Source organism: Sandarakinorhabdus sp., assembly GCF_041689835.1.
Classification (GTDB): domain Bacteria; phylum Pseudomonadota; class Alphaproteobacteria; order Sphingomonadales; family Sphingomonadaceae; genus Sandarakinorhabdus.
In genome coordinates, this window is the sequence record NZ_JBDNFM010000026.1 from 1 (window position 1) to 14,897 (window position 14,897).

11 protein-coding genes, 1 tRNA gene and 1 pseudogene are annotated in these 14,897 nt (G+C 65.6%); 8 read left to right on the forward strand and 5 right to left on the reverse strand.

Annotation, left to right across the window (positions count from 1 at the left end; all coding sequences use genetic code 11):
* Nucleotides 1-278 precede the first annotated feature (278 nt).
* Nucleotides 279-354: transfer RNA gene (locus ACESL8_RS01190), tRNA-Thr, on the reverse strand.
* 125 nt (nucleotides 355-479) lie between these two features.
* On the opposite strand from ACESL8_RS01190, the gene ACESL8_RS01195 reads away from it, so the two are divergent.
* The 6 genes from ACESL8_RS01195 to ACESL8_RS01220 all read left to right on the forward strand — a co-directional run bounded on the left by ACESL8_RS01195 (nucleotide 480) and on the right by ACESL8_RS01220 (nucleotide 9,294).
* Nucleotides 480-1,148 (forward strand): hypothetical protein, encoded by a 669-nt coding sequence (locus ACESL8_RS01195; protein ID WP_372915063.1) that lies wholly within the window; start codon nucleotides 480-482, stop codon nucleotides 1,146-1,148.
* Nucleotides 1,149-1,222: 74 nt separating this feature from the next.
* Nucleotides 1,223-6,022 carry an NAD-glutamate dehydrogenase gene (locus ACESL8_RS01200; RefSeq protein WP_372915065.1) on the forward strand — a complete coding sequence of 1,600 codons (4,800 nt, stop codon included), beginning with the start codon at nucleotides 1,223-1,225 and terminating at the stop codon, nucleotides 6,020-6,022.
* Nucleotides 6,023-6,073: 51 nt separating this feature from the next.
* Nucleotides 6,074-6,361 (forward strand): Asp-tRNA(Asn)/Glu-tRNA(Gln) amidotransferase subunit GatC, encoded by a 288-nt coding sequence (gene gatC, locus ACESL8_RS01205; RefSeq protein WP_372915067.1) that lies wholly within the window; start codon nucleotides 6,074-6,076, stop codon nucleotides 6,359-6,361.
* A complete protein-coding gene (gene gatA / locus ACESL8_RS01210) occupies nucleotides 6,361-7,815 on the forward strand; it encodes an Asp-tRNA(Asn)/Glu-tRNA(Gln) amidotransferase subunit GatA (protein WP_372915069.1) in 1,455 nt (484 codons plus the stop codon). The genes gatC and gatA overlap by 1 nt, the downstream gene beginning before the upstream one ends.
* Before the next feature lie 10 nt (nucleotides 7,816-7,825).
* Nucleotides 7,826-8,221, forward strand: coding sequence for a GtrA family protein (locus ACESL8_RS01215; RefSeq protein WP_372915071.1), 396 nt, complete (start codon nucleotides 7,826-7,828; stop codon nucleotides 8,219-8,221).
* Between the two features lie 23 nt (nucleotides 8,222-8,244).
* Complete coding sequence (locus ACESL8_RS01220) at nucleotides 8,245-9,294, forward strand: glycosyltransferase family 2 protein (RefSeq protein ID WP_372915073.1); 1,050 nt, start codon at nucleotides 8,245-8,247, stop codon at nucleotides 9,292-9,294.
* Here the strand turns inward: ACESL8_RS01220 and ACESL8_RS01225 are convergent.
* Both ACESL8_RS01225 and ACESL8_RS01230 read right to left on the reverse strand, forming a co-directional pair.
* On the reverse strand, nucleotides 9,215-9,943 hold the full coding sequence (locus ACESL8_RS01225; RefSeq protein WP_372915075.1) for a class I SAM-dependent methyltransferase: 729 nt from the start codon (nucleotides 9,941-9,943) through the stop codon (nucleotides 9,215-9,217). The two genes, ACESL8_RS01220 and ACESL8_RS01225, sit on opposite strands and share 80 nt — an antisense overlap.
* A 4-nt stretch (nucleotides 9,944-9,947) precedes the next feature.
* Entirely contained in the window at nucleotides 9,948-11,591 is a 1,644-nt protein-coding gene (locus tag ACESL8_RS01230; protein ID WP_372915077.1) for a hypothetical protein, read from the reverse strand.
* A 211-nt stretch (nucleotides 11,592-11,802) separates the two neighbouring features.
* Between ACESL8_RS01230 and gatB the strand changes: the two genes are divergently transcribed.
* Complete coding sequence (gene gatB, locus ACESL8_RS01235) at nucleotides 11,803-13,311, forward strand: Asp-tRNA(Asn)/Glu-tRNA(Gln) amidotransferase subunit GatB (RefSeq protein WP_372915079.1); 1,509 nt, start codon at nucleotides 11,803-11,805, stop codon at nucleotides 13,309-13,311.
* A gap of 200 nt (nucleotides 13,312-13,511) precedes the next feature.
* Entirely contained in the window at nucleotides 13,512-14,078 is a 567-nt protein-coding gene (locus ACESL8_RS01240; protein ID WP_372915081.1) for a cell wall hydrolase, read from the forward strand.
* A gap of 3 nt (nucleotides 14,079-14,081) precedes the next feature.
* On the opposite strand, the gene ACESL8_RS01245 is transcribed toward ACESL8_RS01240, so the two are convergent.
* Both ACESL8_RS01245 and ACESL8_RS01250 read right to left on the reverse strand, forming a co-directional pair.
* A complete protein-coding gene (locus ACESL8_RS01245) occupies nucleotides 14,082-14,387 on the reverse strand; it encodes a hypothetical protein (protein ID WP_372915083.1) in 306 nt (101 codons plus the stop codon).
* 12 nt (nucleotides 14,388-14,399) lie between these two features.
* Nucleotides 14,400-14,897, reverse strand: a pseudogene (locus ACESL8_RS01250) (MBOAT family protein); the annotation flags it as partial.

Below are 14,897 nucleotides of genomic sequence, written 5' to 3' on the forward strand. Positions count from 1 at the left end.
ACAAACAGGGTGGAGCAGGCCGGGCCCCATCCGCAACCCAAACTGGGCCTAGCCGCAGCACAGGCAACGAGTTTGCGAACCTTGGCCAGCAACATTGGTTTTGCGCTGTCTAGGGGCGCGATAAACTCTTGATTTCCAGAGCCAAAGCTAACGCTCGTTGGCTCAGTCTTTGGGCTGGGCTGAAGTTACGCCCTTTGAGCAGCCACGTTGGAACTTCCAAGGCCAAAGACCTCTGACAGGAAACTTTTGTTTTTCCTAGGGAAATGCCTCTGGGAGGCTGGTGCCGCTTACAGGACTCGAACCTGTGACCCCCGCATTACGAATGCGGTGCTCTACCGGCTGAGCTAAAGCGGCGTCTCGGTGAAGCGGGGCATTTATCAGCGGTTGGGGGGGCTGGCAAGGGGGAAGGCGGCCTGAGTGGCTTGAACGGCCGAGCGGCGGCTGGTTCAATTCAGGCGTGAACCGGCCGTTATCCGGGCATGAGCGATTCAACCCCAGCCACCGTGTTTCCGCTGAGCGCGCCGAGCGTGCACGATGATGGCGATATCATGCCGACATGGGTCCGGCCGGGGCCGCTGAGGGAAGACCAGGTGCCGCGCAGCATGGAGGTGGAGCGGCGGCTGACCAACCGAGCGCTGGCCGCCTGGCAGGGCGCGCCCGACAACAGCATCGCCGCTGCACTCTCGCCGTTTTTCGATCATAGCGTCGTGGTGCGCGATCCAGCCGGCCGCGCCATCATCGAAAGCGTGGGCGGGCCGGTTTCAGCGCGCTTTGGCTTGGTGGCCGGGTTGGCGCTGCTGCGCGATCCCGGCCTGTCGGAGGAACTGGAGGCGGCCTGCGAGCTGGTGGCGTTGCAGCCGATGCCTATTCCGTTTGAAGCCAGCGTGAACGATCCGATGGGCGCGCAGATGCTGGTGCGCGGTTTGGCGTTGCCGCTGCCGGAAGGCGGTGATCCCGCCGCGCCGGTGCAGATCGTGCTGAGCTGGCGCGAAGTGCTGTCGAAAAGCGCCGCGCGCCGCCTGCGTGCCGAGCTGGCCAGCGCGTTTGCCGAGGTGAAACGGCTGCCGCCATTGGCCGACCCGTTCCCGAGACGGACTGACGCGACGAGCCGCGCCAATGTGTTTGGTCGCACAAAGATATCAGAGTGAGCGGCGAATCACACTTTTCTTTCGTGACAGCGCGGCGCATAAGCTGGCGCAAAGGTGCCGCGGGAGCGATCGGCGTGACTGAACAAATTCGGCCCAGCACCACTGCTGCGCCTGTGCATACCCCCCAATCACTGGCCCTGGCCGGCTGCCTGTTTGCCCGCGCCTTGCCCGGCGAAATCGAAGGGCTGGACGACGCCGGGCGCGCCGCCGTGGCCAGCTTCATGGCCGACGCGGCTGCCCAGCGCGGCATTGATCAGCCGGTGATCCATATCGATCCGCTGTCCGACGACGGCGCCCGCCGCCTGCGTCTGGCGATCATCGGCGAGGATCGGCCGTTTCTGGTTGATTCCACGGCAGCTGCCGTCACGGCGGCCGGGGTGGACATCCACCGCCTGCTGCACCCGATCGTGGACGTGCGCCGCGATGACGATGGCCGGCTGCTGGAGGTATTTGGCCCCGGCAAGAACGCTGCGCCGTTGCCCGGCCACACCCGCGAATCGATGATTTACATGGAGATCGAGCAGGTTGGGACCAAGACCCGCGCCGCGCTGGAGGCCAGCCTGGCGCAGGTGCTGGCCGATGTGCGCGCCGCCGTAACCGATTGGCAGGCGATGCTGGCCCTGCTACGCGTTAGCGTTCGGGCGCTGTCAGACAATCCGCCGCCGCTTGCACCCCACCGCACGGCCGAAGCCATCGCCTTTCTGGAATGGCTGGCGGCAGACAATTTCACCCTGCTCGGTGCCCGACACTACCGCATCGAAGGCGATCTGGATGATCCGGCGATGGAAGTGGCCAGCGATGGCGGCCTCGGCCTGCTTGCCGATCCGGATTACCCGGTGTGGACCGGCACGCGCGGCCCCGCCGATACGCCGCGCGCGCTGAAGGCGCTGCTGGCCAGCCCGGAACCCTTGCTGATCACCCGCGCCGGCGCCGTGGTCACGGTGCATCGCCGCGTGAACGGTGATCTGGTGGCGGTAAAGGGCTTTGACCGGCAGGGCCGGGTGGTTTCGGAAACGCGCTTTTTGGGGATGTACACGTCCGCCGCGCTGGGCACCTCGCCGCGCCAGGTGCCGTTGCTGCGCCGCAAGGTGGGCGAGATCATCGACGCGCTCGGCTTTGGCGACGGGGGCCACAGTGCCAAGGCGCTGGTGCATGTGCTGGAAAGCTTCCCGCGCATGGAGTTGTTCGAGGCCAGTCCCGATCAATTGAAAGCGATGGCGCTGGGGCTGTTGTCACTACTTGATCGGCCGCGGCCCAAGCTGTTTGCCCGGCCTGATCCGTTTGGCCGCTTTGTTTCCGCGCTCGTTTATGTGCCGCGTGATGTTTACACCAGCCGCCTGCGCGAAGCCGCCGGGCAGATGCTGGCCCAGGAACTGAAGGGCAGCATCGCGCGCTATGAGGTGGAGCTGCGCGAGGAGGGCCTGGCCCGCGTGCATTATGTGGTGGATGTGGCCGATGCTGCCAGCTTTACCGCCGATCAGGAAGCCGCGCTTGATCGCCGCCTGCGCCAGCTGGTGCGCGGTTGGGAAGAGGATCTGGAAGCCGCGCTGGCCGAATTGACGACACCAACCCGCGCAGCGCGTCTGGCTCGCAGCCACGGCCGGGCGTTTTCGCCCAGCTATCGCGCCCAGCACCAGCCGGCCGAAGCCGCCGCCGACATTATGGCGCTGGCCGAACTGTCGGACGAAAACCAACGCAGCGTGCGGCTGATGGCCGGCGATGTGGCGGGCCCCGTGCCTGGCCAACTGCGGCTGAAAATCTATCGCCTGGGCCGCATCATCCCGCTTTCCGAAGCGGTGCCGGTGCTGGAGAATTTCGGCCTGCGTGTGATCGAGGAATATCCTTTCGATCTGGCCGGCGGCCAATTGGGCTGGGTGCATGATTTCCTCGCCGAAGTGCCCGATCCGGTGCTGCTGGCCGATCTGGACGGGCTGGCCGCCCGCGTTGCCCCGGCCTTGACCGACGTGCTGACGGGCGCCCAGGAAAATGATGGTTTCAACGCGCTGATCCTCAGCTGCGGGCTGGAAGCGCAAGAAGCCGCCCTGCTGCGCGCCTGGTTCCGTTACCTCCGCCAAACCGGTGCCACCTATGGCGTGATGACGGTGGTGGACGCGTTGAAGCGCTACCCGGCGATCACGCGGGAGCTGGTGACGCTGTTTGCCGCCCGCTTTGGCCCCCCAGCGGCGCACCGCGCCGAGACCACAGCTGACTCCTTGGCCGACCGCGATGCGGCGCAGGACCAGGTGCTGGCCCGCATCGATGCCGGCCTCGCCGATGTTGCCAGCATCGACGATGATCGCATTCTGCGCCTGTACCGCGCTGTCATGCTGGCCACGCTGCGCACCAATTTCTATGTGCCGGGCGGGCCGGAGGCGATGGCCTTCAAGCTTGATTCCAGCGCCGTGCCGGGCCTGCCGCCGCCGGTCCCCTATCGCGAAATCTGGGTGTATTCGCCGCGCGTGGAAGGCATTCATTTGCGCGGCGGCCCGATCGCTCGCGGCGGCTTGCGCTGGTCTGACCGGCGTGACGATTTCCGCACCGAAGTGCTGGGCCTGGTGAAAGCGCAGAAGGTCAAGAACACCGTGATCGTGCCCACCGGCGCCAAGGGCGGTTTCTATCCCAAGCAGCTGCCGCCGGCATCTAACCGTGATGCATGGCTGGCCGAAGGCACCGAAGCCTACCGCGTCTATATTCGCGCGCTGCTGTCCATCACCGACAATTTGGACGTGGCCGGCACCGTGCTGCCACCGGCTGGCGTGGTGTGCCACGATGCGCCTGATCCCTATCTGGTGGTGGCCGCCGACAAGGGCACCGCCACCTTCTCCGACACTGCCAATGCCATCGCCGAAAATCATGGCTTCTGGCTGGGGGACGCCTTCGCCAGCGGCGGCGGCAACGGCTATGACCACAAGGCGATGGGCATCACCGCCAACGGCGCGTGGATTTCGGTGCAGCGCCATTTCCGCGAGCTGGGCGTCGATGTGCAAACCGAGACGGTGCGCGTGGCCGGCGTGGGCGACATGTCGGGCGACGTGTTTGGCAACGGGCTCTTGTTGTCTCGCGCGGTGGCGCTGGCAGCGGCATTCGATCACCGCCACATCTTCCTTGATCCCGCGCCCGATATTGCGGTGGCTTATGCCGAGCGTCAGCGCATGTTTGCGCTGCCGCGCTCGAGCTGGGACGATTATGACAAGGCGCTGATTTCCCAAGGCGGCGGCGTGTTTTCGCGCAGCCTGAAATCCATCCCGCTGTCGCGCCAGGTGCAGGCCATGCTGGGCGTGAGCGTGGACGTGATGGCGCCCACCGAATTGCTCAGCGCGATCCTGAAGATGCAGGTCGATCTGATCTGGTTCGGCGGTATCGGCACCTATGTGAAGGCATCCACCGAAAGCAACGCCGACGCCGGTGACCGCGCCAATGATGCCCTGCGCGTTGACGCCCGCGATTTGCGGGCGCGGGCAATCGGCGAAGGTGCCAATCTGGGCCTCACCCAGGCCGCCCGCATCGAATTCGCGCGCGCCGGGGGCCGCATCAACACCGATTTCATCGATAACAGTGCCGGGGTCGATTGTTCGGACCACGAGGTCAACATCAAGATCGCGCTTAATGGCGAGGTCGCTGCCGGCCGGCTGGCGCGCCCTGATCGCGATGCGCTGCTGAAGTCGATGACGGACGATGTTGCGGAACTGGTGCTGCGCGACAACCACTTGCAGACGCAGGCGATCAGCCTGGCTGAAACAGGCGGGGCAGCAGCGGTGCCGGTGTTCCAGCGGCTGATTCAGGCACTGGAGGGCCGCGTGGGCCTTGATCGCCGCGTGGAAGGCCTGCCCGGCGACGATGTGCTGAGCCAGCGCGCCCAAGCTGGCGAGGGATTGAGCCGGCCAGAACTGGCCGTGGTGATGGCCTATGCCAAGATGGCCGCATACGATGTGCTGGTGACCAGCGATGTGGTGGATGATCCGCTGCTGGAAGCCGATCTGATAGCTGCCTTCCCCACCGCCATGCAGGCCGCGCACCGCGATGCCATCCTGCATCACCGGCTGCGCCGCGAACTGGTGGCGACCAAGCTGGCCAATGAACTGATCAACCGCACCGGCCTGTCCGCGCCGTTCGAACTGGCCGAAGAATTGGGCGCCGGCATCGCCGATATCGCCCGGGCCTTTGTGGCAGCGCGGCAATTATTTGGTTTTGCCGGCATGTGGCAGGCGATCGATACTGCCGCCGTGCCCGTCACCTCGGCCAACGCGCTGCACCTCGCGGCCCAAGGCGTGCTGCGCGCCCAAATGGCCGATCTGGTGCGGCTGGGCGGCGGCCGCAATGCCAGCGCGCTGGTTGCTGCGATCGCGCCCGGCCTGAAAGCGTTGGGGGGATCGATCGAAAAACTGGTGAAGGCTGAAGTGCGCGGCCAGCTCGAACGGTCGGCGGCGCAGCTGGCGGCTGCCGGCGCGCCGGCAGATCTGGCGCGCAGCATCGTGCATGTCGAGGCGATGGACGGTGCCGTGGGCGTGTCGCTGCTGGCGGCCGAACGCCAGCTGAATGTGGCGGCCACGGCCCAAGCCTATACAATGCTTGGGGAGGTCGCCGGGCTGGACTGGGCCCGCGGGGCAGCGGCGGCCTTGAACCCGGCCGATCCGTGGGAACGGTTGCTGACAGCGGCGCTGGTCAGGGATTTCGAGCAGATCCGCCTCGATCTGCTGCGCCACATCGTGCCCGAAGGCAGCAACCCAGTGCAGGTGCTGGCGCTGTGGCTGGAAGCCCATTCCACCCGCGTGGCACGCATCGCAGCCTCCATCGCCCGCGCCCGCGACGGCGGCATGGTGAGCGCGGCGATGCTGGCGCACATCGCGGGGCAGGCCCGCGCAGCATTGACTTGAGGCGCGTGCGCCCTCTTGTTGCGCCGGCCCTGCCCTGCTAGCGCCTTGCCCATGTCTGTGGATAGCCAAACCGTACGCAAGATCGCGCTTTTGGCGCGGATCGCCGTGACCGACGATGAAGTGCCCGGCCTTGTCGAGCAGCTGAACGGCATTCTTGGCTGGGTAGAACAACTGGGCGAGGTGGACACCACGGGTGTCGAGCCGATGGCCAGCGTCATGCCCGGCAATTTGCGCTGGCGCGCCGACGAAGTGACCGATGGCGGCATCCAGGAGAAGGTTCTCGCCAATGCCCCCGACGCTGCCAGCGGATTTTTTGCCGTGCCCAAGGTGATCGAATGATGTCGGCGCTCACTGATCTTTCGCTCGCGCAGATGAAGGCTGGCTTGGCCGCCAGGCAGTTCAGCGCCGTTGAGCTGACGCAGGCGCACATCGATGCAATGGCGGCCAACCGGCACCTCAACGCCTTCATCACCGAAACGCCCGAAATGGCGCTGGCGCAGGCCAAGGCGGTGGACGACGGTGCGCGCGGCGGGCCGCTGGCGGGCATTCCGCTCGGCATCAAGGATTTGTTTGCCACCCGGGGCGTGCAGACCACGGCAGGTTCAAGGATACTTGAAGGTTTCGTGCCGCAGTATGAATCGAGCGTGACGGCCAATCTGCTGCGCGACGGCGCGGTGTTCCTTGGCAAGCTCAACATGGACGAATTTGCCATGGGCTCGTCGAACGAGACCAGCGCCTACGGCCGGGTGATCAGCCCGTGGAAAGCCAAGGGCAGCGATGCCGAACTGGTGCCGGGCGGTTCGTCGGGCGGTTCTGCGGCGGCGGTATCGGCGCGGCTGTGCGCCGGTGCAACCGGCACCGATACCGGCGGCTCGATCCGCCAGCCGGCGGCGTTTGTGGGCATCGCCGGCATCAAGCCGACCTATGGCCGCGCCTCCCGCTGGGGCACCATCGCCTTTGCCTCCAGTCTGGATCAGGCCGGGCCGATGGCGCGCACCGTCACCGATTGCGCGCTGATGCTCAGCTCGATGTGCGGATTTGATGCCAAGGATTCGACCAGCCTCGACATCGCGGTGCCGGACTGGGCCGCTGGCCTGACCGGTTCAATGCAGGGCAAGCGCGTTGGCATTCCGGCCGAATATCGCCTTGACGGCATGGATCCGGAAATCGCCGCGCTGTGGGATCAGGGCATTGCCTGGCTGAAAGCGGAAGGCGCCGAAATCGTCTCCGTCTCGTTGCCGCACACGAAATATGCGCTGCCCGCTTATTACATCGTGGCGCCGGCCGAAGCCTCGTCCAACCTCGCGCGCTATGACGGCGTGCGGTATGGCAACCGTGTCACCCCGCCGGGCGGCAACGTCCACGACATGTATGCTGCCACCCGCGCAGCCGGGTTCGGCAAGGAAGTGAAGCGGCGCATCATGATCGGCACCTATGTGCTGTCGGCCGGGTTTTACGATGCCTATTACACCCAGGCGCAGAAGGTGCGGGCGCTGATCGCGCGCGATTTTGAAGCTGCTTTCGAGCGCTGCGACGTGCTGCTCACCCCCACGGCGCCGAGCCCGGCCTTTGCCTTCGACGCCAAGTCCGATCCGCTTGCCATGTATCTCAACGATGTTTTCACGGTGCCGGCCAGCCTTGCGGGCCTGCCGGCGATGAGTGTGCCGGCCGGGCTGTCCGCCAGCGGGCTGCCGCTGGGCCTGCAGATCATCGGCCGCCCGCTCGACGAGATGGGCGTGCTCGATGCCGGCCTCGCCATCGAACGGGCGGCTGGCTTCACCGCACGCCCGTGAGCGTGAAGTGATGGACAAGCTTGCGTCACGGGCGGGTCTGGCGCAATTTCTGCGCTTTGGCTTGGTTGGCGTGGCCAACACCACGATCAGCTACCTCATCATCAGGCTGTTGGCGGAACCGGCTGGTGTGCCGCTGGCCAGCGCCTTAGGTTATGCTGCCGGCGTCGCGCAAAGCTTCCTGCTCAACCGTTTCTGGACGTTCAGCGCCGCGCGCTCGCGGGCGCATGGACGCTGGCGCAGTCAGGTGCTGCGCTTCGTCGCCGTCAACATCGTTTGCGGCGGCCTGTTCATGGCCATCACCACGGTTGCGGCGCCGCATCTCGGGCTGCTCGCCGCCACGCTGGCCGGGGTTGCATTGGTGACGCCGCTCGGCTTTATTCTCAACCGGTTCATTGTGTTCCGCTGAAACAGCGTGTGAAGGGTTGGGCCATGGTCAAGTTGTCGGTGGTCATCCCGTGCTACAACGAAGAAGCATGCCTGCCCGAATTGCACCGGCGGGTGGCAGCGGCGGCACACGGGTATTTTGGCGACGATCACGAAATCCTGCTGATCAACGATGGTTCGCGCGATCGCACCTGGCTGATCATGCAGCAATTGGCCGCCACCGATCCCAACCTCGTTTGCCTGAACCTTGCGCGCAATCACGGCCATCAACTGGCGCTTACCGCTGGCCTGGACCTGTGCCGGGGCGAGACGATCCTGGTGATCGACGCCGATCTGCAAGACCCGCCGGAACTGCTGCCCGCCATGCTGGAAACGATGGAACGCGAGCAGGCCGATGTCGTCTATGGCTTGCGCACCAGCCGCAACGGCGAAAGCCTTGCCAAAAAACTCACCGCCGGCCTGTTCTATCGCATCCTCGATCGGCTGACCGATATCAACATCCCGCTCGACACTGGGGACTTCCGGCTGATGAGCCGGCGGGTGCTGGATGTGCTGATGGCGATGCCCGAACAGGCGCGTTTCGTGCGCGGCATGGTGGCGTGGATCGGTTATCGGCAGGTGCCTTTTCCCTATGCCCGCGCCCAGCGCCTGGCCGGGGTGACCAACTATCCGTTCATCAAGATGCTCAGCCTGGCGTTCGATGCCATCACCGGCTTTTCTACCAAACCGCTGCGCTTTGCCAGCCACGCCGGCCTGTGGCTGGTCGGCCTGTTGGTGCTGGTCGCCATCTACATTCTGGCGCAATGGCTGCGCGGCGGCACGGTCGAAGGCTGGACATCGCTCAGCCTGCTGATCATCGGCATCGGCGCTGCCCAGATGCTGGTGCTGGGTGTGATCGGCGAATATCTGGGCCGGGTCTATGTCGAGGCCAAGCGCCGGCCGCTGTATATCGTCGCCGAAGTGGTAGGCAGTGGCCGACCGACGGCGCGGTTGGGGGTCAGCCCGGCCAATTCGGTTACTGGCGAGAGGCCAGCGCCAGCAATGACAGGCCCGGCGGCATCGGCACCCGGCCAATCAGGTGACGTTCCAGGCTGAAAATCGTCCGGAACAGCGCGTTCAATGGCGGTGACAGATCATCGTCCTGCCGCCCTTCACGCCCGGTCAACCGCGAGGCCAGGCGCTGCGCCACCGCCAGCGGAAACAACAGGCTGTTGAAGCTGGTGAGCAGCCGCAACTTAAGCCCCGATCCGGCGAAGGCCGCCGCCAGGCTGGCATGATCATAGCGGCGGACATGATGATTGGCGACATCGTGGCTGCTCCACATCCATTGGTGCTGCGGCACGGTGACAAGCAGCGATCCCCCCGGTGCCAGCCGGCCGGCAATGGCGGCCAGTGTGGCGCGATCTTCGGGCACATGTTCCAGCACATCGAGCAGGGCGATGAGATCATAGCTTGTCGCCGGCAGTGGCGGCAGATCGGGCAGACGCGCCGGCAGCACGGCGCGGCCCAGCGCGCGGGTAGCGAGCGCGCGAGCATCATCATCCAGCTCGACGGCATCCACCGTGCCGAACTGCCCCAGCATGCCAAGATTGTGGCCTGTGCCGCAGCCGATTTCGAGCAGACGGGGCGATGGCGGCAGCGGCACATGACGGGCGATCACGTCGGCCAGCACCCGGCGCCGCGCCACATACCACCAGTGGGAACCGGCGTGGGCCGCCATGTGATCATAAATGCCGCGTTCCATGGGCTTATTGTTCCGGCGCGAGGCGCAGCAGGCGGAATCGGCCAGCCTGGGCAACCATCGGATAGGGCGTTTGCGGCAGCGGCCGATCCGCCGCCACCTGGCACAGCAGCAGATAGGGATAGCCCGCCCGAGCATAGGCGGCCACCAGTTGCTCCGAGTGATTGCGGGCGCCTGGACCGGGGGGCCGCGCTGCCAGTTCATCGTGTGCTGCTGCCAGCCGGCCGCGCAGCGCCAGCGGCTGGGCGGTGCGGATGGCAAACAGCGGCGTGGCATGGCCGTGGCGCACCAGCAGCAGCGGCGGATACATTTCGCAGCGGCCCGGCATGTCTTCGTGGGGCGTGGCGCGCACCGGCAGGCCGGCGACCACCTGCCCCGGCGGCAAAGCCTGCACTACCGCATCGAAATCGGCGAGATCGGCCGCTGTGCCATGCCATTGCACGGCCACCATCAACAGTCGCGCCCCGGCCAGCGCCGCCAGCCCGGGCAGCAGCACCGGCAACCGCCCCGGCCCCGGCATGATCCCGGCCACCAGCACCAGCGCCAGGAACAGCGGCATCCGGTCCGACACATAACCGCTGCCAAACAGCGCCGGCGGCATCACCAGCACCAGCATGATTGCCGCCGCCGCCGCCACTGCCACCATCGGCGACAGAAGCAACGCCCGGCGCCGGAATGCCAGCGCCAGCAGCCCCAGCAGCAGCGCCAGCCACAGCGCGTCGGCCGGATACGACGGGCCTTCGGCGACACGGATGATAGTTTCCACCCGCTGCACCGCCAATTCGGCCAGCCGGTCCATCAGCAAGCCCTGCGCCCGCAATCGCGCTAGGCTTTCGTCGGCGTTGCTCACGCCGTCTGCAGCAGCCGCAGTGCGCGATTGCAGGAACAAAAACGCCGGCACCGCAGCCTGCACCGCACATTGGGCCAGCCCGCCGGCCAGAACAGCCAATTTGCGCGGCCGCTGCTGCCACCAATGACCAACCTCGAGACTGGCGATCAAGATGCCATACAAACCGAATGCCAGCGCGTGGCAGAAGAAAATGGCCGCGGCCAGCACCAGCGCCAGCCCCAGCCGCCGCACCGGCCGACCGCGTTGACCCAGCCACCATGCTGCCCCCAGCAGCCCAAGGCCCAGCCCCAGCAAGAAGCCGGCGAAGCCCCAGTTGAGGATCCAGCTGTAAAGCAGCGGCAGCGCCAGCAGCAGCGCCGGCCAGCGCGCCTGCCCGGTAATGGCGCGGTTCAGCGCGAGGATGCCGCCAAACAGCACGCTCAGGATCAGCGCCGCCAACAGGTGCGGCAGCACGGCCAGCGGCACGATCTGCAAGGCGGCCACTGCGATCACGTCCAGCAAGATATTCGGCAGGACGGCCCACGCTGGCGCATAATTGGCGGCAAACAGCGGGTTATCGGCCAGCGTGGCAAGCACCTGAAAGCGGCCGATGTGGTTGTAGAAATCGATCAGAGGCAACACCGGGGCGGCGACAAGCGGCAGCAACGCCAGCAGCAGCATCGCCGCGGCGACGGGCCAACGCACAGCGCCGCCCGGCCCGCCCGGCGCTGCTGCCGGGGTTGGCGCCGGGGCTGGCGCCGAGGCTGGCGCCGAGGCTGGCGTTGCCCCGGTCATCACGTCATTGCCTGTGCCAGCTTGCACGAATTCCCCCGAAAGGCCGCCATGCTCGCCCCCCTCCGGCAAACACTGCGGCGCTGCACTGTCTGCTCGGTCGTCTCCAACCACACCCAGTGGTCACCATTCGGCTATAGCCCGCAAGCAGCTTTGTCCATGCGGTTATCGCTTCTGTTGCCCATCGATGCAGCGACCTGCGGGCTTGCAAAGCCAGACTGCTCTGGCCATAGCGGCAGACATGTCTGAAGCTGCGCCCAAAGCCCACACGTATATCGTCAAGGGCACCACCGGTGATTGGGAAATCGTGGTTGGCCTCGAAGTGCATGCTCAAGTGACGGCACACGCCAAGTTGTTTTCAGGCGCCAGCACCGAATTTGGCGCCGAACCAAACGCGCAGGTGAGTTTGGTGGATGCCGCGATGCCGGGCATGTTGCCGGTGATCAACGGCGAATGCGTGCGCCAGGCCGTGCGAACAGGCCTCGCCATCGATGCGCAGATCAACAAATGGTCGCGTTTTGATCGCAAGAATTATTTCTACCCTGATCTCCCGCAGGGATATCAGATCAGCCAGCTTTATCATCCCATCGTTGGCGAAGGCCATCTGGAGATCGAACTGGACGACGGTGTTCGCAAGACCATCGGGATCGAGCGTATCCATCTGGAACAGGATGCCGGCAAATCGGTGCACGATCTGCACCCGTCGATGTCGTACGTCGATCTCAATCGCTGCGGCTGCGCGCTGATGGAAATCGTGTCAAAGCCCGATATCCGCTCACCGGCCGAAGCTGGTGCCTACGTGGCGGGGCTGCGCCAGTTGCTGCGCTATGTCGGCAGCTGCGATGGCAACATGGATGAAGGCTCGATGCGGGCCGATGTGAATGTATCGGTGCGCCGCGCCGGCGAGCCGTTCGGCACCCGCACCGAAACCAAGAACGTCAACAGCGTGCGCTTCATCATGTTGACCGTTGAACATGAAGCCCGCCGCCAGGTCGATCTGATCGAAAGCGGCGGCACCGTGGTGCAGGAAACCCGGCTGTTCGATCCGGGCAGCGGCACCACCCGTTCGATGCGCAGCAAGGAAGATGCGCACGATTACCGCTATTTCCCCGATCCCGATCTGCTGCCGCTGGTTTTTGATGATGCGTTCATCGCCGATTGCCGCGCGAGCCTGCCCGAATTGCCGGCCGCCAAGCGCGCCCGCTATGAAAGCACGCTGGGCCTGTCGCCCTATCTGGCGGCTGTGCTGTCGGCCGAACAGCAAACCGCCGACTGGTTCGAAACCGCGCTGGCCGCCACCGCTACCCGCATTGGCCAGCCGCAAACCGACGTTGCGGCCCGCGCCGCCAATTTCATTTCGACAGATCTGTTCGGTGCCCTGAAGAAGCTGGGCAAGGATATCGGCGACAGCCCGGTCTCGCCAGATGCGCTGGCCGAACTGCTGGCGCTGGCCGCAGATGGCACGCTGTCAGGCCCCTTGGTGAAACAGGTGTTCGAAGCCATGATCGAAACTGGCGACAGTGCCGCCCATATCGTCGAAGCACGCAGCCTCCGCCAAGTTTCCGACACCGGTGCCATCGACGCCGCCATTCAGGCCGTGCTTGATGCCAACCCCGAAAAGGCCACCGATTATCGCGGCGGCAAGGACAAATTATTCGGATTCTTCGTAGGTCAGGTCATGCGCGCCATGGCCGGCAAGGCCGCGCCGGGTATCGTCAACGACAGGCTGAAGGCGCTGCTGGACGGCTGATCCTTTCGACTGGTCGCCGCATCAGCGCGGCTCGTCGCGCCAATACTTGACGGAAGATGAACGGCTGCCTTATCGGCGCCTTTCTGTTTTGGCAGGGCTCGGCTGAAGTTTGCAGCCGATCCTATACGTCGTGTCTGTCGCGTTGGTGGAGTGGTTTTTTGGCCACCAACTGCCGCAGGGGCGCAATTTCGGCATTGAATGTGAACCTTAAACTTCGTTTTCAGATGCAGGCCGCCGCCGCGGCCGTGTTGTTGGCCTCGGGCCTGGCCTTGAGCCATGTCGCTGCCCAGACTCTCGATCCCCAAACTCCCGATATCCAGACTCCGGATGCCCAGGCTGCTGTCCAGCCTGTTGCCCCCGCCCAGACGGCGCTGGTGGCCGATGAACCGGAACACCCTCGTCTTAACCAGCACCATGTCGATTGCGTGGCCAAAGTCATTCACCACGAAGCCGGCAACCAGCCGCGTGCTGGCCAGATCGCCGTGGCGCAGGTGCTGGTCAACCGGGTGAAGCGCGGCTTTGCCGACAATGTTTGCGCCGTGGCCAACCAGCCCGGCCAGTTTTTCCGCCTCAATCGCTATAATCCCGATCGCGGCAAAGCGCAGTGGGCCGCAGCGGTGGCGGTGGCCCGCGCCGTGCTGGCCGGCGAAGCCCGCGACATGTCGAAGGGCGCGCTGTTCTTCCACGCAAACTGGGCCAAGCCGGATCGCTTCTTCCGCAGCCGCACAAAGGTGGTACGGCTGGAAGACCATGATTTTTATCGCTGAGGCCTATTCTGGCGCGTCCTGATTTGGCCAACGCGCCGCCTTCACCCTGTTCCACCCTGCATTGAGCGCGGCGCGCGGAACATCCAGCCCGCCCGCCGCCGTGCGATCGGCGAAGCCGTCGGCGACCGCACCGATGCGGGCGCTGCGCGTGCCGGGCTCCAGCGCGTCGGCCCAAGCCGCAAACGCATGGGCGTTGAGCACGGCCAGCGTCACCAGCGCAAAAACCAGTGCTGCCGCCATCTGAGCGAGGCCCGACAGGCCGGCGTCGTCAGCCTCCACGTCAACGGGCGAATCAAAGGGATCGGCCATCACATCCTCCTGTCAGAACTGGTAATAGATGAAGGCGGCAACGCCTTCGAACCGCATCGCGTCGATGATCAGGACGGTGATGCCCACCGCCAGCCCCAGCACGGGCGCCGGCCACGCCGCCACACGCCGGCCCAGCGCTGGCAGCAGTGCCGGCGGGGTGAAGTGGATGGCGAGGCCGAACAGGATCAAGCCGCACAGCAGCGGGCTGGCCAGCGCCAGTCCGGGGCGGAAGGCCCAAAGCTGGGCAAAATAGGCCAGCGCACCCTCCAGCGTGTCGGCGCGGAAGAAAATCCAGCCGGCGACGACGATGTGGAAGATGATCAGGATGGCGATGGGCTGGGGCAGCGCGGGGAAGCCGGCTGGCCGCCATTCGCGCCACAGCCGCTCGATCGCCAGCACACCGCCGTGCAGCGCGCCCCAGATCAGGAAGGTCCATTTGGCACCGTGCCAGAAGCCGCCGAGCAGCATGGTGATGAGAAGATTGCGGCAGATGAACCACACGCCGCCCCG